The sequence below is a fragment of the Haematospirillum jordaniae genome, assembly GCF_001611975.1.
Taxonomy (GTDB): domain Bacteria; phylum Pseudomonadota; class Alphaproteobacteria; order Rhodospirillales; family Rhodospirillaceae; genus Haematospirillum; species Haematospirillum jordaniae.
In genome coordinates this window covers 626,636-644,500 of the sequence record NZ_CP014525.1, presented here as the reverse complement: position 1 = coordinate 644,500, position 17,865 = coordinate 626,636, and the positions used below count along the sequence as shown (strand labels likewise).

Below are 17,865 nucleotides of genomic sequence, written 5' to 3'. Positions count from 1 at the left end.
GAAGGTTCACTGCTCCGCAAGGCAGCCCCCAGGAGACGTCCACGATGGAACATGACGTATTTCCGGTCCCGGAGTCCTTTGCCAGAAATGCCCTGATTGACAACACCCGTTATCTTGCCATGTACGACCGTTCTGTGAAGGATCCTGACGGATTCTGGGCCGAGCATGGCAAGCGCATCACCTGGATGCGACCTTACAGCCGGGTGCGGGATGTCTCGTGGGATCCTTCCAACCTGCATATCCGTTGGTTTGATGACGGTACGCTCAACGTTTCGGCGAATTGCCTTGATCGCCACCTGGAAACCAAAGGCAGCAAGACGGCTATTATCTGGGAAGGCGATAATCCATCCGAGAGCGAACATATTACTTACCGCGATTTGTACGAACGGGTGTGCCGCTTTGCAAATGCCATGAAAACCTTGGGAGTCAAGAAGGGCGACCGGGTTTGTATCTACCTTCCCATGATTCCGGAAGCAGCCGTCGCCATGTTGGCCTGCGCCCGTATAGGCGCCGTTCATTCCATCGTCTTCGGCGGGTTCTCCCCCGATAGTCTTGCCAACCGAATTCAGGATAGTGAGTGCGTTCTTCTCATCACGGCCGATGAAGGGCTTCGGGGTGGGCGGAAAGTTCCCCTGAAAAGCAATGCCGACCGGGCGCTGGAGCACTGTCCCTCTATCCGCAATGTTGTCGTTGTGCGCCGTACGGGTGGAGATGTGAGTATCAAGACTGGCCGGGACGTCTGGTACCATGATCTTGTTGCGTCGGCTTCGACAACCTGCCCTCCGGAAGAGGTGGAAGCGGAGCACCCGCTGTTTATTCTGTACACATCGGGTTCAACCGGAAAGCCGAAGGGTGTTCTGCACACATCCGGCGGGTATCTGGTTTATGCCTCCATGACCCATGAATACGTCTTTGACTGCCGTGACAATGATATTTACTGGTGCACCGCTGATGTTGGCTGGGTAACGGGTCACTCCTATATCGTCTATGGTCCCTTGGCCAATGGGGCGACCACCCTGATGTTTGAGGGCGTGCCAAACTACCCCACAGTATCCCGTTTTTGGGATGTTGTGGACAAGCACAAGGTCAATATTTTCTATACGGCCCCGACAGCTATCCGCGCACTGATGCGTGATGGTGAGGAGCCAGTCAAGCGTACCAGTCGTAAAAGCTTGCGTTTGCTGGGTTCGGTCGGTGAGCCAATCAACCCCGAGGCTTGGATGTGGTACTACAAGGTTGTCGGGGAAGGGCGATGCCCGATCGTGGATACCTGGTGGCAGACAGAAACCGGAGGCATTCTGATTACGCCGCTTCCGGGAGCAACGGCCTTGAAGCCCGGTTCGGCCACGCGTCCTTTCTTTGGTATTCGTCCGGTTCTGGTTGATGCTGAAGGCAAGGAGCTTGCGGGCGCAACAGAAGGCAACCTGTGTATTGCGGAATCCTGGCCCGGGCAGATGCGCACTGTTTACGGGGACCATGAGCGGTTTATCCAGACTTACTTCACGACCTACAAGGGCTATTACTTTACTGGTGACGGATGCCGTCGTGATGCTGATGGCTATTACTGGATTACTGGTCGTGTTGATGACGTGATCAACGTATCCGGTCACCGGATGGGTACGGCCGAGGTAGAATCAGCCTTGGTGGCCCATGCCAAGGTCGCTGAGGCCGCTGTGGTTGGCTATCCACACGATATCAAGGGACAGGGGATTTATGCCTATGTCACCTTGGTGGCGGGAGAGGAGCCAAGCGAGGCCCTTCGTAAGGAGCTGATTGCTTGGGTTCGTGACGAGATTGGCCCGATTGCCAGCCCGGATGTGATCCAGTGGGCGCCGGGCCTGCCTAAAACCCGGTCCGGCAAAATTATGCGGCGCATTCTGCGCAAGATTGCCGAGCATGATTTCAGTTCTCTTGGTGATACATCCACCTTGGCGGATCCATCGGTTGTTGATGATCTGATCGAAAACCGGGACGGATGACAGCCGCAGTACAGGAAAAAAAGGGGCCGGTTGATACAACCCGGCCCCTCTTGCTTTTTAGCCAAAAAGAAGCGCAAGATCGCGGAATACAGAGAGCTGGCGCAGGACGTAAGCCTCCACCGTCTGTGCCACAGTCATGCCATCGCCTGGTGTGACGTTGATTTCCTGCTTTTCCACACGTTCGAGCATGTGTTTGCATATGCTTTCGATATTCTGCGTTCCGTCAAGATATTGTATCAGAATGCGGTCAACCTCTGACAGGGTGATCAGACCATGGTAGCCATTGATTACACGGTTGCTGAACGTGGCCCGATAGCGGGATACGTTCGACGTCATGGGGTTGTCACTGATCGTGGTGATCTGCTTGCCTGTTTCAGCGTGCAGGGAAACAGATCCGCCAAGGACTAGGGCGCACAGATTGTTCAGGAAAGCCTGGCGGATGGCGGCATGGTCCGTGGCCCCCAGCTGATCGGCAACTTTCTGTGTCAGGTCTGGCAGGGAAATAGGTTTTCCCCGTTCTGCGTACAGCACTTGGAATATGGTAATATCAAGCGCGCTGTGGGCGGTTGCCGTCTGTGGCCCGACGAATGTCATGGACGAACCAGACTCTTCACCTTCTATTTCCTGTGGGGAAAGGTGACTGACAAAGGAGTACCCTGAAAGCTTTTCAGGATTGATGGTGCGATCCAGGGCAATGGTGTCGTGACACAGGAGGGTGGAGCGGAAACGGCGGTTGGTCACAAAGTCCATGTATTGTTCAAGCCGGACAATGTCCTCAATCTCGCCCAGCACTTTGGACGCGTCAGGAGCTAGGTTGCCAACGTACATGCTGGGCAGCATGGCATCGCCCAGGTAGGCAAGGCCGTTGTCTTTGGCATGCCCTGCAAACTGGTGGAAGTAGTACTGGTGGTTCTCGGCTTCTAGGTGCTCGTGCAGGATATAGCTCTTTGAGTGTCCCTCCAGAAAGGCCATCTCTTCTTTCAGGATCTCCAAGTATCCCTTGCGGCCAGGGTTGGTGTTGTCTGCCGCAAACTTGAGGATGGAGAAAGCCTGTGACGCTTTTTCGGTCGGGTCGCTGAAGTTGTCGGCATGATAGCGCATCATGTCACGAACGCTGCGCACCTGGTTCCAGCCGGGGAGGGTGTTGTAGCTGACGTAGGCGATTCCATTGGCGGTCAGGTTGCGCTTCATGACCTTGAAGATATGGTCCCGCACCGCTTCAGGAACCCACGACAGCACGCCGTGGCAGATGATGTAGTCAAAGGTGCCCCATGTCTCATCGATGTCTGTAATCGATGCACAGTCCAGGTGGATATTGTCTAGGCCTAAGGATTGGATGTGGCGACGTCCTTCTTCGATCTGTACAGAAGACAGATCTACGCCGACGACAGTGGCGTGTGGATAGTCGGCCGCAATGGGAATGATGTTCCATCCGCTTGCGCAGCCCAGCTCCAGAATACGGGCTGTTGCAACATCAGGGGCCTGCATCCCGAACAGGCGCCCAAGGGTCATCAGATGCGCAGGGTGCGTTTGCGCGAATGGATAGCTGTCATACGGCACGACATCATAAGATGTCTGTTCGCTGTTTTCCGAGAGAAAGCCCATAGTTACCTTAGTTCCGAGTTACACGTGAATCGCCGTGAGGATACAGCAGGCCAAGGGGCAGTGTTAAGCTCTTAACGCGATGAATTTACAATGTAAATCACCCTAAAGTGCAACCTTTCCGGACAGTATCGGCTGCATCCTAGTCTTGAACGTCCATTCTGCAAGAGAAGGGCCGGTATGCTGATGGTGTTTCATCCTATGCTGGACGTGTTTCTCGTTCGTGACTATTTGCGCTGTATGCCTTGAGCCAAACAGGTGCCTGTGTCACATTTCCAGATGCCAAAACGCAGTTACGCTACAGCAAGTGGGCCGTGAGAATGCCGGATTTATCCGGTCTCTTGCGGCCCACTTCTGCATCTGGGTTAGGCCTCTGGAATGTCCCTTCTCAGGCCTGCGATTCAGGAATCTTGCGTGTTGCACTGCGACCGATGACAGGGGCCCGTTCGGTATCTTCTGTGCTAGCCGCAACGTGCGCGGAAGATGTACCAGACGCTGATGATTTTTCCCGTATTTTTTCCACGGTCCGGCTGACGAAATAGGCCAATACAACCGCCATCACAAGCTGCACCAGCCAATCTGGCATCATGGCATAGCTTTGCATGGCTTCAGCAAAGGTACGGGGATTAATGGCTGGCCACGCCATCAGGGCAATTACCCCCAAGGCCATCAGCGGGCGTGGCAGGCGGTTCAGGCTGTCAATGCCGCGGTCCCAGGTCGATATCGGGTGGTGGGTATGTATTGTGTGATTCTGCCGCGAGGATGGCGTTTGTTTTGTTATCTGTGCCAGATGGCTGACAAGCCCTGATATAGTTACAGCAGATTTGGTTTTTTCCATCAGGCTGTCTCCGTCTCCAAGCGATCAAGGCGGGCCATCCAGCCACGTTCAAATCGTTTTTGGCTTGGATTTGTGGCAATCAGATGTTCAAGAAATATCCGGCGCCGTTCGATCAGGGCTTTGGTTAGACCCGCCCCCATTGTAGAGACAGCTTTTTCTGCGGCAGAGCGTGTAGCCGGACCCAAGATGCCGTCGGAGGTCAGGGGGCCATATCCTTGCTGATTCAGGACATCTTGTAGCCAGGTAATCGAGCAGCGTGGGCCAGAGTTGACACCAGCATCCACCAAGACTGGCCGTATCAGCTCCGGTACTTTGTCAAAACCAGGGTCTTCGATATAACGTTTTTGGTAAATTGTGCGGGCTTGGCTTTCCGAAAGATTCCGTACGTCATCAATTGTTGCTTGGCGTTTGTAGTAGTCGGAGAGAGTTGCCTGCGTAATACCGTAGTTGGTGCAATAGCAGTCCCACCGGCGTCCTTGTGCTGGATCAGCTTTCCCATAGTGGGCACGGTCTGCTGGATTGTCGGTGAAACCACCCTCTTCCCGCAGAATGGCATCAAGAATTGATTGCAAGGATGCTGTCATAAATTCCACCTTCGGCCCGTTTTGTACCCCAATAGAAGAAATATTACATGGGGACTCAATTATTATTCTGAATGAATAGAGTATTTATACGGTATAGATATTGCCCCCACATGACAATGTTCAGGATGGGGCGTATGACTAAGATACTTACCTTTCTGTTTTTCACTTTTCAGGTGAGGTCTGTGTGCAATCGGGTCCAGAAGGGTGTCGGCGTTTTGCTGCTTGGGACAGTATTGTCGTGATGTGCACTGTCCTTATGGCATCACCGGGGCCATCAGCGTGATGGCCCCGGTGATGCGTGCGGAAGAAATGACCCTCAGCAGTGATGCTCGTTACAGCATGTCTGAAGAGTATACCGTCAATGTTCCCGCTAGGGCCGGGAGCTTTATGGATACTTCTTCATGAGGTGGAAGATAGGGAATGCCACCCTCAGACATTGGCATCTGGTCATTGGCGCTGTTGTTTGTCATGGGGCCAAGCCCAAGTGTATATGCGCTGGAAATGGCATCACCAAAAAGATCGGTACCAGTGTGTCTGACCTCGATAACAAAGTCCTCTTCTTGGTTGCCATTGGTATCCCCTTTCAGGAACCCATTGTTGGAAGCAGCACCATAGCCAAAAGCCTCGTACCAGACAGAATGAGCCTGAGGCCCCGTTTGGCTGAAGACAAGCTCCTGATGCCCGGCTTCTCCTTGGTTCCCGTCAATGGCTGACAAATCTATCCTGTCTCCGCCCCATGAGTCGAAGTCGGCAATCAGTACGGGGTCCCAGGGCGGCGATGTATACGTCCCGGCAACCACAAAAACATCGGGATAAAAATTGATCTTACCGGATGGGCTATAGTCTAAAGCGGGCGCATCCCCGATTAGAACCGTCCCTTGTGCATCTGCAATCAGGATATCGCTTCCGGGGCCACCAGCAAGAAAGCTTTTGTTGCCTGTTGCCTCTAGTACATCGTCTCCTTCTCCCCCGAATAGACTGACACCGGAACGGGGTGACGATATCAGGTCATTGCCTGAGCCACCTACGATGACGCCGGTTGCAGCGAAGATACCTTGCTTGAAGGCACCATCAATACTGACCGCAAGCTTGCCTGTATCCAGTGGCATGATTGTCATGGAAGACGTTTCATGGGAATAGTCGGCAACACCGAACTTTCCTATGGCAGAGAGCATATTGTCATCCAACATAATGAGAATCTCCACAAAAAGAACGGGAGCCTCGCAGCGTTGGACAGACTAGGCCTTATTGTATGTGTTTCAATGATAATGCGCAGAATGTTCACCGCTGGACATATTGTGTGTATACGAAATTAATGTGCCCGTGAAACAAACCGGGATCGTTCCCGGTCAGGGAAGCATCCCGCCCATTCGGGATTATACGGCCTTTCATAAGCAAGGTGGATTCCTAGAAATCTAGGTCGGCATAGTGACGGGCAGGGGGAACCCCGGGTACAACATCAGCCAGAAGCGTACGGAAACAGGGGCGGCTTTTGATCCGCGCATACCAGTTGCGGGCAAAGGGGTGTTCATCCCATGGAACGTCGCCGGTATAGTCAACAAGGGACAGGTGTGCCGCTGCAGTTAGGTCGGCCAGGGTCATGTTGTCCCCTGCCAGCCATTTGCGCCGTTCAGTCAGCCAGGTAATATAGGCTAGATGCATGTGAATATTGGTGCGACCGGCCCGAATATTGCGGGAGTCCGGAGATCCCCTTCCCAGCACGCGACGCATCAGTTTCTCTGATACCAGGGGGATGGTGACTTCCCGCTGGAATTTATGATCAAACCACGCCGTTAGCCGCCTGGCCTCGGCCCGGTGGAAGATGTTGCCAGGCAAAAGAGGCGTATCGGGACAGATCTCTTCAAGATACTCACAGATAGTTTGCCCGTCGGATATGATAACGCCGTTCGGTTCCAGCAGGACCGGAACCTCTCCGGCCGGGTTAAGGGCAAGGAACGCTTCATCACGTTCCCAGTCAGCCTGAACATGCTCCTGCACATCAATACGTTTCTCGTGCAGGGCAAGGCGTACCTTGCGTGCTGATGGAGAGATCCAGTGATGAAAAAGGGTTCTTGTACCCAACCGTGTTCCCGGAACCATATTTACCAACCGTTTCAGAGTGGGCCTGCTGACCCTTTGTCCTTATCATATACCTTTGGACACGTGGCTACAGGTACTGATTTACGCAAAGCGCATCGCTGTCTTTCTGTCCAGACAGCGATGAGCAATGTATCCGGGCATACGTCTGTTCCCTTCCATCCTATGCTTGGCGGGTCATGATCCGTTCAGGCTTATGGTATCAGGATGAAAAAATGGGCACGTCACATCACGACAGAAGCGGTTTGTTGATGCCAAAACTGGTTACGGTCCTGCGCGATGGATACACCTTTTCCATGCTGCGGGCCGATATCATGGCTGGAGTGACCGTTGCCATTGTTGCCCTGCCATTATCCATGGCTTTGGCCATTGCGTCCGGAACGACGCCGGATCGTGGATTGGCGACGGCGATTGTTGCCGGTTTCCTGATTTCGGCCTTCTCGGGTTCGCGCTTCCAGATTGGTGGGCCAACGGGTGCCTTTGTTGTCATCGTTTTTCAGGTGATCCATGATCATGGTTATGACGGTCTGGTGCTTTCAACCCTGATGGCGGGATTTATCCTGATCGCGTTTGCCTTGGCGCGCTTTGGTACCTATATCAAGTATATTCCCTATCCCGTGGTCACCGGTTTTACATCAGGCATCGCCTTGATCATCCTGACCAGCCAGGTTCCTGAGCTACTTGGCTTGGGATTGAAGGATCCACCCCCTGACTTTATCGGCAAATGGGCGGCCATTCTGGATCAGATCCGTCATACAAAACCGGAAGCGCTGATTGTTGGCGGTATGACCCTTGTTGTTATCCTGGTGGTACGGCATGTGGCTCCGCGGGCGCCTGTTTTCCTGATCGGCATCAGCATTGGTGCTTTGGCAGCGGCGCTGGGTGGAGTAAATGTTGAAACAATCGGCAGCCGGTTTGGGGATATCCCGCGGACTCTTCCAGTTCCGACATGGCCCGATATCAGCGTGCAGCGACTGGTGACACTGGCCCCCTCTGCCTTCACGATTGCCCTTCTGGCCGGTATCGAGTCTCTTTTGTCTGCTGTCGTCGCCGATGGCATGACCGGGCGGAAGCACCGTTCAAACTGCGAGCTTCTGGGGCAGGGGATTGCCAACATCGGATCGGCTTTGTTCGGCGGAATGCCGGCAACAGGTGCTATAGCCCGCACAGCAACGAATGTAAGGGCCGGCGGTCTGTCTCCGGTTTCCGGCATGGTGCATGCGGTGGTTCTGTTGGTCCTTATGATGGTTGCAGCTCCGCTGGCCCGGTACTTGCCGATGCCGTCACTGGCGGCTGTTCTGGTCATGGTTGCCTGGGGCATGAGCGAGATTGACCGCTTCCGTCGTCTGTTGAAAGCACCTCCGGGCGATATTCTGGTCCTGCTGCTGACATTTGTGCTGACTGTTCTGGTCGACCTGACTTTGGCTATCCAGGTTGGGGTTGTTCTGGCGGCCTTGCTTTTCGTGCACCGTATTACCCAGGTCATGGAGGAAGAGCAGGGTTTGCATTTGGTTGATGAAGACACAGATGATTTTGCGCGGGTGCGCAGTGTCTACAGTCCTGAGAGCGGTGGATCACGCCGTACCGTGATATATCGCATCAACGGACCGTTCTTCTTCGGGATTGCCGGAAAACTGGCGGATATTCTGGAGAATATTGGACAGGTTCCGGATACCCTGATCCTGGATATGGAGGCTGTCCCCGTTATTGATGCAACGGCAGCCCATGCATTGGATGGCTTTATCGACCACTGTTTGCGCAAGAGCATAGCTGTTCGTCTGGCCGGCGTTCGTTCCTACCCGCTACGTGTTCTGAAGGATCTGGGTGTAGACAGGAAAGTAGAAGCCATCCTTCCCCGGTCTGAACGCGGAGATACAAAATTATAGCGGGCTGAAAACGCTATTATTGTTATGATAATCTGCTTCCTTGGTCGGGTAGCGGACTTCAAGGAAGTATAGCCCACACGCAGGTGCTGTTGGCCCAGCACTGCTGCGCGACCGTGCTTCCAAGGCCTTGCGAACATCCCTGCCGGTCCATTTTCCGGTTCCGACCAAGGACAGTGTTCCCACCATGTTGCGGACCTGATGGTGCAGGAAGGAACGGGCCCGCACGAAAATCTCGATCAAGGATCCCTCGGGGACAGGGGTGTGGGTTACGGTCAGAAGATCCAGGGTTTTCACCGGACTTCGGGACTGACATTCGGTTGCCCGGAAGCTGGTGAAGTCATGGTTCCCGACCAGAATCTGCCCCGCCTCGTGCATGGCTTCTGCATTCAGGGGGCGGGCGACCCACCATACCTTGCCATGTTCTAGGACCGGGTGGGCACGGCGGCAGAGGATCCGGTAAACATAGGACCGTTCCAGTGCCGAAAAGCGTGCGTGGAAGTCATCATCCACTCTTTCAGCCTGCCTGACGGCAACAGGCAGAGGGCGCAGGTGGGCATTGATTGCATCGCGCACTTTTTCAGCAGGGTCCCCGCGCTCCAGATCAATATGAGCAACCTGCCCTAGGGCGTGAACACCGGAATCGGTCCGTCCTGCTGCATGGGCAACGGGCAGGACGCCACAGTATCGCTGTGCAGCCTCCTCTATGGCCTGTTGTACCGATAGGCCGTTGGTCTGCCGCTGCCAACCAACGAAGGCAGAGCCATCATATTCCAGTGTCAGCTTGTAACGGGGCATGGTTGGGCAAGGCTTTCAGGGCAGTGTGAACAGTCAGGATGCAGGCTGGCCGTTGAGAAGTGTCCCGGGAGGGAGGGGGAAGCCCCTGTAGAAGGCTCCGGCATCCATGGGATCTTTGCCTGCCCGCTGCAGGGATAAAAGGCGAACCGCACCATGGGAACAGGCAACAGTGAAGCTGTTGTCCAGAACGGCCCCGGGTTGGCCTTGCCCTTCAACGGGTTCGGCCGCCAGAACTTTTATCCGGGTTCCCGCATGCTCAAACCATGCCCCCGGGAAAGGGGACAGTCCGTTGATGTGGCGCGCAACCTTGGAAGAGGGGTGGTTCCAGACAATCTGGGCCTCTGCCTTGTTGATTTTCTCGGCGTAGCTTATGCCGTTTTCAGGCTGTGGCACAGCCTTCAATGTACCCCGCTCCAGTCCGTCCAGCGCTTCCAGAATCAGCGCTGCCCCTGTTTCTGCAAGGGTATCGTGCAACAGGCCGGTGGTGGTTGTATCGGTGATCGGTACGGTTTTTCTCAGCAGCATGGGGCCGGTATCCAGCCCGGCTTCCATCTGCATAATTGTGATCCCTGTTTCCGTATCTCCCGCCATAATGGCCCGGTGTACAGGTGCAGCGCCACGCCAGCGCGGCAGCAGCGAGCCATGGATATTGATACAGCCAAGGGTAGGGATATCCAGAATGGCTTGTGGCAGGATGAGGCCATAGGCTGCAACAACGGTAACATCAGGCTTTAGGGCTGCAAGAGTTTCGACTTCTTCCGCCCCGCGCAGGGATACTGGGTAATGTACGTCAAGGTCCAATGATTCCGCGGCCCTTTGAACGGCGGAAGGCCGCAGGGCTTGGCCCCGTCCGGCGGGGCGCGGTGGTTGGCAGTAGACTTTGGCAATGGTATGGCGGCTTGCCAGTGCCCGTAGTGCCGGCACGGCAAAGTCCGGCGTTCCCATGAAAACGACCCGCATCAATCCTTGTCCTTCCGCGTGGCGGGGACATACTCGGCCTCCAGGGTTCCGTTCTTTTTGCTTTTGGTCAGCTTGCGCAGGATCATGTTGCGCTTCAGGGACGATATGTGATCGACAAACAAGGTCCCTTCAAGGTGATCAATCTCGTGCTGGACAACAACAGCCAGAAGGCCATCGGCTTCAAGCTCCCGCACTTCATTCTGGTGATCCAGGTAGCGGACCCGGACCCGGGCCGGGCGATCAACCAGTTCGTAGTGATCTGGAAGGGACAGGCAGCCCTCTTCATAAGGCGCTGTTTCCTCAGATGCCCAGATGATTTCCGGATTGGCCATACGCAGGGGAGCTGGCGGCTCTCCCCTGTCGGCGGCATCAATGACAATAATACGCTTGAGGACCCCGACCTGTGGTGCAGCCAGACCAACGCCGGGGGCGGCATACATGGTTTCGAGCATGTCATCCATCAGGCGGACAATATCATGGTCCACCTTTTCAACCGGGACCGCGCGAGCCTTCAGGCGCGGATCAGGGGCGACAACGATGGGCAACAGCGCCATGGGTGGTTTCCTCGGAACATACAGGATCAACATTGTATGTGGAAATAAGCCGCCTTGACGGGGAAATCAAGCTGCAGCGGTACAGGGATGCAAGGCATCTCTGTTTTGTCCGGTATGTCCCGACCGGCATTCTCTAAATTTCCGCGCAGGCTTTGCCGTAGCGGGAAGGGCAGATATTCCAAGCACACCAAGGCCAACCGGGACTCATCCGGCCAGCCTTTTGGAGCCACTGAAGTTACCAAGCCATTCTTGCGGAACGCGCATGTATTTCCAATTTCATATGTTCATGTCAAGGCGCGCTTTGCTACCGGCATTTGACGTGTTGCGTTGCGGCTGCACCTGTCCACCACCAATCTGGATTACCGCTTGTGCCAAGGCAAAAGCAGCAACTCCTAAGGCTTGGTCTGCTTGCCGGACACGTGTTTCATAAACACGACGTGTGTCCTGCTCTGGCGGTACAGCGTTGCTCAGCGACTCCAGAACGGCTTGCCCCTGCTTGATACCAGCGCTGGCATCCTTCAGGACCTTGGCCACAACAGCGCCTAGTTCGGCCTCTGTCTTGGGAGGAGGTGATTGTGGAGCCGGGCTCCCATTATCCTGTATGGGCAGGCCATAGGGGAAATAATCCTCTGTGGCACCGGTTGTGATGTCGGCAGGCGCTGGCTCCGGAACAATTTCCAGTCTTCGGCTTTTTCCACCCAAGGCTTCGTTCAGAGCGTTTGCTGCCCGTGCAGCCGCCTTGTCAGCTTCAGAGACTACGGGAGTAGCCGCAGCAGTAGCTGATACCGGCACCGGGCGCGGATTCTCAGCCGGCACGGTGGTTTCAAGGTCAACAGACACACCCGAGCCGGCTGCGGCCGAGGCGAGCAAGTCGGCGGCCTTGCGTATGGCATTGCCGGCCTCGGCTATGCGGGCAAGCGCAGCCTCTGCTTTACGGGGGCTGTTCTCGGCCAGAGTCTTGGGCGTATCTCGGGCCACATCCCCAATGTCATCGCGTGCCAGACTGACTTGGACCCGTGCGCGCTGGATATCGTCGGCCCGGGCCAGAAGACTCTGGACCCGCAGCGCCACTTCTTCCGGCGTTTGGCGGTTTGATCCGGCATTGCTGTCAGCCCCGTTTCCACTGAAACGATCAGCACTGGCCGTCTGTATGTTTTCTGTCGTCTGAACCCGCTGAGCCTCAACATCTTCCCTGCGGACGGGAGGCTGCGGGAATGGCGCGCCCGCTGTGCGCAGACGTTCGACAGGACTAGTCATGGCCTTCTGCCTCCATTGTCCTGAACTCCGCCCCGGCCTCTATTTCCCTTATGGGAGATGCTCCGGGACAGGGAAGTCCGTTTCTTGGAATTCCCACAGGCACACTATACAGAATAAAATCCGACTTTTCCAGATAGTGTTGAGTTTTCCAAAATAAACAGTCCCCATGTATTTTTTAATTGTAACCTGATCATATGAATAACTGTTCGATGTACTGTTATTCATGGGGTATGGCGTGGGGATAATAATCTGTCCTTGCTTGTTTCTTATTGTCGGGCCAGACAAAAACTACCCCTTCAGTGGTGACTTTCATCCAAGGCTTCCCGTGGTGCCCCCTTTCTGGTAGCGGTGAGAGATTCAACCCATGGAAGTATATGACGTGCGATTGCCTCTGTTCCCCTTTCTGTTGGGTGCATGCCGTCTGCTTGAAGAAGGGTGGGGTTCCCTGCTACCCCGTCCAGAAAGAAAGGAACCAAGGGAACATTGTGCATGACCGCCAATTCCGGAAAAATGGCATTGAACTCTGTTGTGTACTCTTTCCCCATGTTGGGGGGGGCCAGCATGCCAAGCAGGAGGACTGCGATGTTATCCCTGCGCAGTCGGTGGAGAATCGTATTCAAGTTGATGCGTGTGTCCTTTGGGTCGATCCCCCGCAAGGCATCATTGGCACCAAGACCCAGCATGACAATATCGGGGCTTTCCTTCAGCATCCAGTCAAGGCGAGCCAGCCCTCCGGCAGAGGTATCTCCCGACACACCGGCATTGATCATGGTTACCGGCATCCCCTTTTCTTCCAGAATACGTGCCAGCTGGTCGGGGACCGATTGCCCGGACGGCAGGTTGTAACCTGCCATCAGGCTGTCTCCCAGTGCCATCAGTCTGGGACGTGATGAACTTGGTCCTGTGTCTGCCGCGTGGACGGCATGCCCTGTTCCGTTGACAGGAGACAGTATTGCCGCATATGCGAAAAGGGCAGCCCCGGCAACGCGGGCTATGGCAGGCAGGCGGAGAAAAAGAGCCATGGTGTCCGGTCCGGGCCTTCAGTCAAGGGAAGTATCCGTCATGCTTGACGATATCCATGTCAGCCTGAAGGGTCCTGCTGGTCCGGTCAATATCCTGCGTGGGGTTTCGCTTTGCATTGACAAGGGTGAGGCTGTAGCGGTGGTCGGGCCCTCGGGTTCAGGGAAATCGACCATGATGATGGTTGCAGCCGGACTCGAGCGGATCACATCGGGTTCTGCGCGTATTTGTGGGCAGGATATAGGTCCGCTGGATGAAGATGCCTTGGCTGTGTTCCGACGCGATCATGTCGGGGTTGTTTTTCAGTCCTTTCATCTTGTTCCGACAATGAGTGCTCTGGAGAATGTTGCCATTCCCCTGGAGCTGGCGGGTTCAACAGAGGCATTCGAGCGTGCCCGTGATGGTTTGCAGTCCGTGGGGCTTGGCCATCGCCTGCATCATGTTCCGGCCCAGCTGTCCGGTGGAGAGCAGCAGCGGGTTGCCTTGGCCCGTGCCTTTGCCACCTCCCCGGACCTTGTGCTGGCTGACGAGCCAACGGGTAACCTAGATGGGGCAACGGGGGCCATGATCATGGATCTTTTGTTTGACCATCGCCGCCGTAACGGGACGTCCCTGATGCTGGTAACCCATGATCCTGCCTTGGCGGCACGGTGTGACCGCACAGTGCGTCTGGAAGATGGGCGGCTGGTGTCCCATGCCTGATAATAGTTCTCCGTATGACAGGGATAATATCAGGCCTTGGTCTTTGGCCCTTCGGTTTGCGCGCCGGGATCTGCGTGGAGGTTTGCAGGGTTTACGGGTCATGATTGCCTGCTTGTTCTTGGGTGTTTTTGCCATTGCTGCGTCTGGTTCCGTGCGTTCAGCTGTAGAGGCCGGATTATCTGTCGGTGCCCGTTCTCTTCTGGGGGGAGATCTGGAGCTGCAACAGAGCCTTACGCGTCCGAGTGTGGAGCAGCGCCAGTTTCTGGCGCGCTACGGTATTGTTTCCGAGGTACGGGAAATGAGGGCCATGGCCCGCTCTGCCGGGACAGAAAAAGTTGCCATGGTTGAGCTGAAGGCTGTGGATAGCTTTTACCCCCTGTATGGCGATATGGGGGTGGCTCCGGATGAACCTCTTGCTTCGCTTCTGGACAGGCGTGCTGGTGTGTTCGGGGCTGTGTCTGACGCGTCCTTGGCACATCGGCTGGACATAAAGGTTGGGGACTCATTCAAGCTTGGTGAGACAACCTTGCAATTGCGTGCCCTGATAACGGTGGAACCGGACCGGGCTGCCTCGGTTATGGCGTTTGGTCCGCGCCTGATTGTATCGCCTCAGGGATGGGAGGCCACACGTCTGGAGATGCCGGGCAGCTTGGTCCGTACGGCTCTGCGTCTGAAAACACCACAGCCGTTGGACGCGGCGGATGTTCAGCGGGAGCTGGAAGCAGCCTTTCCCGGTTCCGGCTGGCGGGTGCGGGGGTTGGACTCTGCGGCTCCCGATGTGCGGCGTGTTCTGGGGAATGTGACCTTATTCCTGTCCCTAGTCGGTCTGACAGCCTTGCTGACCGGGGGTATTGGTGTTGCCAATGCTGTTCGCACATTTGTCGGTGCACGCATGGCAACGATCGCAACCCTGCGAACACTTGGGGCATCGGCTGCCTTGGTTTTCCGTATCTATATGTTACAGGTTTCCATCCTTGCCTTGTGTGCGGTTGGTGCTGCCATGTTTGCTGCCGCTGCCGTTCCTGTGGTGGTTGGTTCCCTGCTGGCCGACGTGTTTCCTGTGGCGTTGCCTCTGGGGATCTGGCCTGTTCCTTTGCTCCAGGCCGCTACAGCCGGGTTGCTGGTTGCGGCCGTTTTTGGCCTCTGGCCCTTGGCGCGGTGTCGCGAGGTGCCCGCCGCGGCCTTGTTTCGTGGCGTGCACGTGGACTCTTCCTTCCGTCCCCGTGGGCTGGTGGTTCCTGTTATTATCCTGTGTGCGCTTGCCTTGGCCATGCTGACGATCCTGTCTGCTGAGCGCCGTGATGTGGCCATTGGCTTTGTCCTTGGTGCGCTGATGTCTTTTGGCTTGTTCCGCCTTGCCGCCGCCGCTGTCATCTGGCTCGCATCCCGGGTGGTGCTTCGTGGCGCACCGCTTCTGCGTCTGGGATTTGCCAATGTCTGTCGTCCGGGGGCACCAACGATTCCGGTTGTCCTCTCTCTGGGGCTTGGGCTATCTGTTCTGGCAACCGTGGCGCTGATCGAGTTGAATCTCAACCGGCAGATCCGTGAACGGATTCCGGATACAGCTCCCGCCTTCTACTTTATCGATCTTCAGACGGCCAACTTGGACGCATTCCGTACCGAGGTGGAAGCTGTTTCCGCAGCCCGTATTACCGGTATGGCGGATATGGCGCGTGGTCGTATTGTTGCTATTAACGGGCAGCTGGTTGACGAGGCCTCTGTTGACCCGGAGGTGCGCTGGGCGGTGCGCGGTGACCGTGGTCTGACGACATCGGCCCATCCTCCAGAAGGATCAGTTCTGGTTGCCGGTGCATGGTGGCCACAGGATTATGGCGGGGAACCGCTGGTGTCTGTCGCTGCAAATGTTGCCCGCGGTCTGGGAGTTGCTGTGGGCGATTCCCTAACATTCAGTATTCTGGGACGGACTATGGATGTCCGGATCGGCAGCCTGAGGGAGATCAACTGGTCTACCTTGTCCCTGAACTTTGCGTTTGTTTTCAACCCCCGTGCCCTTGAAGGTGTGCCCCGGACTTGGATTGCCACAGTTTATGCCGCCCCGGGGTCCGAGGATGCTCTTGAGCGTGCTGTTGTCCGCGCCTTGCCATCCGTTTCGGCTATCCGTGTCAAGGAAGCCTTGGACAGTGTCGCATCGATACTGGATCGCGCCTCATATGCCATCCGTCTGGCGGCGTCTTTGGCTGTTATTGCCGGTCTTCTTGTTTTGTCCGCTGCGATTTCAGCTGGTCACAAGGATCGTGTACGTGACGCTGTTATCCTAAAGGTTTTGGGGGCAACCCGGGCAACCCTCCTGAAGGTATGGATGCTGGAATATGGCGTGACTGGTGTGGCAACCGGTATCGTTGCGGCCGGTGTGGGGACTGTTGCAGCCCGCGTTGTTCTGCAGGATGTGATGCGGGCCCAGTGGGTTTTTATGCCTGGTGTGACCTTTGCCATTGTTTGTGGAGGGTTGATTCTGGTCCTGGCTGGTGGCCTTGCCAGCGGGCTGCTGGCACTAAGCGGAAAACCCGCAGTTGTTCTTCGGCATGAGTAGGGAAAGGCCCTGATCCGTTGGTAGCAGGGCTTGCCCCGTGGCTCCTGAAAACCGTACCTAGCGTGTCCGGTTCTTGTTGCGTTGCCCCAATTCCGTGCCATATTCATAGGGACAGTGCTTGTTTTTTGTCTTTCAGAGAGGGTTTCATGAACCTTGAGAACCGCAACACCTGGACCCGGGCGGATTCGGTCGCTGGCGTCGCCGAGATTGATGCCGGCCTGCGCGCCTATATGCTGCGGGTCTACAATTACATGGCTTCTGGCGTCGCCCTGACCGGGATTGTGGCCTGGCTGGTGGCCAATACGGGCCTGAGCAGTGTTTTCTTCAGCGCCGGTCCGCAGGGCATGCAGCCCTCGATGCTGGTATGGGGGGCTATGCTGGTCTCTATTGGCTTGGCTTTCTTCATGTCGTTTCGGATTGCGTCTCTCCAGTCGTCAACGGCCCAGGGCTTGTTCTGGGCTTATGCCGCCCTGAACGGCGTCTGGATGGCCAGTATCTTCTTTACCTATACCGAGACATCGATTGTCCGCGTGTTTTTCATTACCGCGGCCTCCTTTGCCGGTCTGAGCCTTTATGGCTACACCACGCGGCGTAACCTTGATGCTATGGGCGCATTCATGGCCATGGGCCTTATTGGTCTGATCATTGGCAGTGTGGTTAACATCTTCTTGGCCAGTTCGGCCATGCACTGGATGCTGTCTGTTGTCGGGGTTATCATTTTTGCTGGCCTGACAGCCTATGACACCCAGAAGGTCAAGGAAATGTATCTGGAAGCGGATGGCCATGACATGGCCCTCAAAAAGTCGGTTATGGGGGCTTTGACCCTGTATCTTGACTTTATCAACCTCTTCCTGATGCTGCTCCGGTTCTTTGGTCAGAACCGCGAATAAGAACTCTCACGTTTATCATACTCAGGGGGGCTTTCGGATTGTCGGAGGCCCCCCTGTTTCTTGTCCGGTCCTGATTTCCGGAACAGTGGGATCACGGGCGGTGGATTTGGTCTCGTGTTTGGTAGTGGCCTGTCCTAGACTTCCGCCGTC

15 protein-coding genes are annotated in these 17,865 nt (G+C 55.8%); 5 read left to right on the top strand and 10 right to left on the bottom strand.

Annotation, left to right across the window (positions count from 1 at the left end):
* Window positions 1-44: 44 nt before the first annotated feature.
* Window positions 45-1,979 (top strand): acetate--CoA ligase, encoded by a 1,935-nt coding sequence (gene acs / locus AY555_RS03205; protein WP_066133374.1) that lies wholly within the window; start codon window positions 45-47, stop codon window positions 1,977-1,979.
* Between the two features lie 57 nt (window positions 1,980-2,036).
* Here acs and AY555_RS03200 read toward each other — a convergent pair whose 3' ends face one another.
* The 5 genes from AY555_RS03200 to AY555_RS03180 all read right to left on the bottom strand — a co-directional run bounded on the left by AY555_RS03200 (window position 2,037) and on the right by AY555_RS03180 (window position 7,085).
* Entirely contained in the window at window positions 2,037-3,584 is a 1,548-nt protein-coding gene (locus AY555_RS03200) for a methyltransferase regulatory domain-containing protein (protein WP_066133371.1), read from the bottom strand.
* Between the two features lie 385 nt (window positions 3,585-3,969).
* Window positions 3,970-4,419 carry a 3TM-type holin gene (locus AY555_RS03195; protein WP_066133369.1) on the bottom strand — a complete coding sequence of 150 codons (450 nt, stop codon included), beginning with the start codon at window positions 4,417-4,419 and terminating at the stop codon, window positions 3,970-3,972.
* Window positions 4,419-5,003 (bottom strand): glycoside hydrolase family 108 protein, encoded by a 585-nt coding sequence (locus AY555_RS03190; protein WP_066133366.1) that lies wholly within the window; start codon window positions 5,001-5,003, stop codon window positions 4,419-4,421. Before AY555_RS03190 ends, AY555_RS03195 begins: the two co-directional genes overlap by 1 nt.
* A gap of 332 nt (window positions 5,004-5,335) precedes the next feature.
* Window positions 5,336-6,193 (bottom strand): M10 family metallopeptidase C-terminal domain-containing protein, encoded by an 858-nt coding sequence (locus AY555_RS03185; RefSeq protein WP_066133363.1) that lies wholly within the window; start codon window positions 6,191-6,193, stop codon window positions 5,336-5,338.
* 217 nt (window positions 6,194-6,410) lie between these two features.
* Window positions 6,411-7,085 (bottom strand): glutathione S-transferase family protein, encoded by a 675-nt coding sequence (locus tag AY555_RS03180; RefSeq protein ID WP_245176945.1) that lies wholly within the window; start codon window positions 7,083-7,085, stop codon window positions 6,411-6,413.
* Between the two features lie 230 nt (window positions 7,086-7,315).
* Between AY555_RS03180 and AY555_RS03175 the strand changes: the two genes are divergently transcribed.
* Entirely contained in the window at window positions 7,316-8,986 is a 1,671-nt protein-coding gene (locus tag AY555_RS03175; protein WP_066133358.1) for a SulP family inorganic anion transporter, read from the top strand.
* Here the strand turns inward: AY555_RS03175 and truA are convergent.
* From truA to AY555_RS03145, 5 genes are all read right to left on the bottom strand, one after another.
* Complete coding sequence (truA, locus tag AY555_RS03170; RefSeq protein ID WP_066133355.1) at window positions 8,981-9,781, bottom strand: tRNA pseudouridine(38-40) synthase TruA; 801 nt, start codon at window positions 9,779-9,781, stop codon at window positions 8,981-8,983. The genes AY555_RS03175 and truA overlap by 6 nt on opposite strands.
* 33 nt (window positions 9,782-9,814) lie before the next feature.
* Entirely contained in the window at window positions 9,815-10,741 is a 927-nt protein-coding gene (gene fmt, locus AY555_RS03165; protein ID WP_066133352.1) for a methionyl-tRNA formyltransferase, read from the bottom strand.
* Complete coding sequence (def, locus tag AY555_RS03160; protein WP_066133349.1) at window positions 10,741-11,295, bottom strand: peptide deformylase; 555 nt, start codon at window positions 11,293-11,295, stop codon at window positions 10,741-10,743. The genes fmt and def overlap by 1 nt, the downstream gene beginning before the upstream one ends.
* 276 nt (window positions 11,296-11,571) lie before the next feature.
* The gene (locus AY555_RS03150) at window positions 11,572-12,552 is read right to left on the bottom strand and encodes a hypothetical protein (protein ID WP_066133343.1); all 981 of its coding nucleotides are present in this window, start codon (window positions 12,550-12,552) and stop codon (window positions 11,572-11,574) included.
* 296 nt (window positions 12,553-12,848) lie between these two features.
* Entirely contained in the window at window positions 12,849-13,574 is a 726-nt protein-coding gene (locus AY555_RS03145) for an arylesterase (RefSeq protein WP_082811831.1), read from the bottom strand.
* On the opposite strand from AY555_RS03145, the gene AY555_RS03140 reads away from it, so the two are divergent.
* The 3 genes from AY555_RS03140 to AY555_RS03130 all read left to right on the top strand — a co-directional run bounded on the left by AY555_RS03140 (window position 13,573) and on the right by AY555_RS03130 (window position 17,715).
* On the top strand, window positions 13,573-14,274 hold the full coding sequence (locus tag AY555_RS03140; RefSeq protein ID WP_066133341.1) for an ABC transporter ATP-binding protein: 702 nt from the start codon (window positions 13,573-13,575) through the stop codon (window positions 14,272-14,274). The genes AY555_RS03145 and AY555_RS03140 overlap by 2 nt on opposite strands.
* The gene (locus tag AY555_RS03135) at window positions 14,267-16,825 is read left to right on the top strand and encodes an ABC transporter permease (protein ID WP_066133338.1); all 2,559 of its coding nucleotides are present in this window, start codon (window positions 14,267-14,269) and stop codon (window positions 16,823-16,825) included. The genes AY555_RS03140 and AY555_RS03135 overlap by 8 nt, the downstream gene beginning before the upstream one ends.
* A 146-nt stretch (window positions 16,826-16,971) precedes the next feature.
* Complete coding sequence (locus AY555_RS03130) at window positions 16,972-17,715, top strand: Bax inhibitor-1/YccA family protein (RefSeq protein WP_066133336.1); 744 nt, start codon at window positions 16,972-16,974, stop codon at window positions 17,713-17,715.
* The last annotated feature ends 150 nt before the right edge of the window (window positions 17,716-17,865 follow it).

Coding starts and splice junctions, on each gene's coding strand:
- acs (WP_066133374.1), top strand. CDS start 45: ATGGAACATGACGTATTTCCGGTCCCGGAGTCCTTTGCCAGAAATGCC.
- AY555_RS03200 (WP_066133371.1), bottom strand. CDS start 3,584: ATGGGCTTTCTCTCGGAAAACAGCGAACAGACATCTTATGATGTCGTG.
- AY555_RS03195 (WP_066133369.1), bottom strand. CDS start 4,419: ATGGAAAAAACCAAATCTGCTGTAACTATATCAGGGCTTGTCAGCCAT.
- AY555_RS03190 (WP_066133366.1), bottom strand. CDS start 5,003: ATGACAGCATCCTTGCAATCAATTCTTGATGCCATTCTGCGGGAAGAG.
- AY555_RS03185 (WP_066133363.1), bottom strand. CDS start 6,193: ATGTTGGATGACAATATGCTCTCTGCCATAGGAAAGTTCGGTGTTGCC.
- AY555_RS03175 (WP_066133358.1), top strand. CDS start 7,316: ATGGGCACGTCACATCACGACAGAAGCGGTTTGTTGATGCCAAAACTG.
- truA (WP_066133355.1), bottom strand. CDS start 9,781: ATGCCCCGTTACAAGCTGACACTGGAATATGATGGCTCTGCCTTCGTT.
- fmt (WP_066133352.1), bottom strand. CDS start 10,741: ATGCGGGTCGTTTTCATGGGAACGCCGGACTTTGCCGTGCCGGCACTA.
- def (WP_066133349.1), bottom strand. CDS start 11,295: ATGGCGCTGTTGCCCATCGTTGTCGCCCCTGATCCGCGCCTGAAGGCT.
- AY555_RS03150 (WP_066133343.1), bottom strand. CDS start 12,552: ATGACTAGTCCTGTCGAACGTCTGCGCACAGCGGGCGCGCCATTCCCG.
- AY555_RS03140 (WP_066133341.1), top strand. CDS start 13,573: ATGGTGTCCGGTCCGGGCCTTCAGTCAAGGGAAGTATCCGTCATGCTT.
- AY555_RS03145 (WP_082811831.1), bottom strand. CDS start 13,574: ATGGCTCTTTTTCTCCGCCTGCCTGCCATAGCCCGCGTTGCCGGGGCT.
- AY555_RS03135 (WP_066133338.1), top strand. CDS start 14,267: ATGCCTGATAATAGTTCTCCGTATGACAGGGATAATATCAGGCCTTGG.
- AY555_RS03130 (WP_066133336.1), top strand. CDS start 16,972: ATGAACCTTGAGAACCGCAACACCTGGACCCGGGCGGATTCGGTCGCT.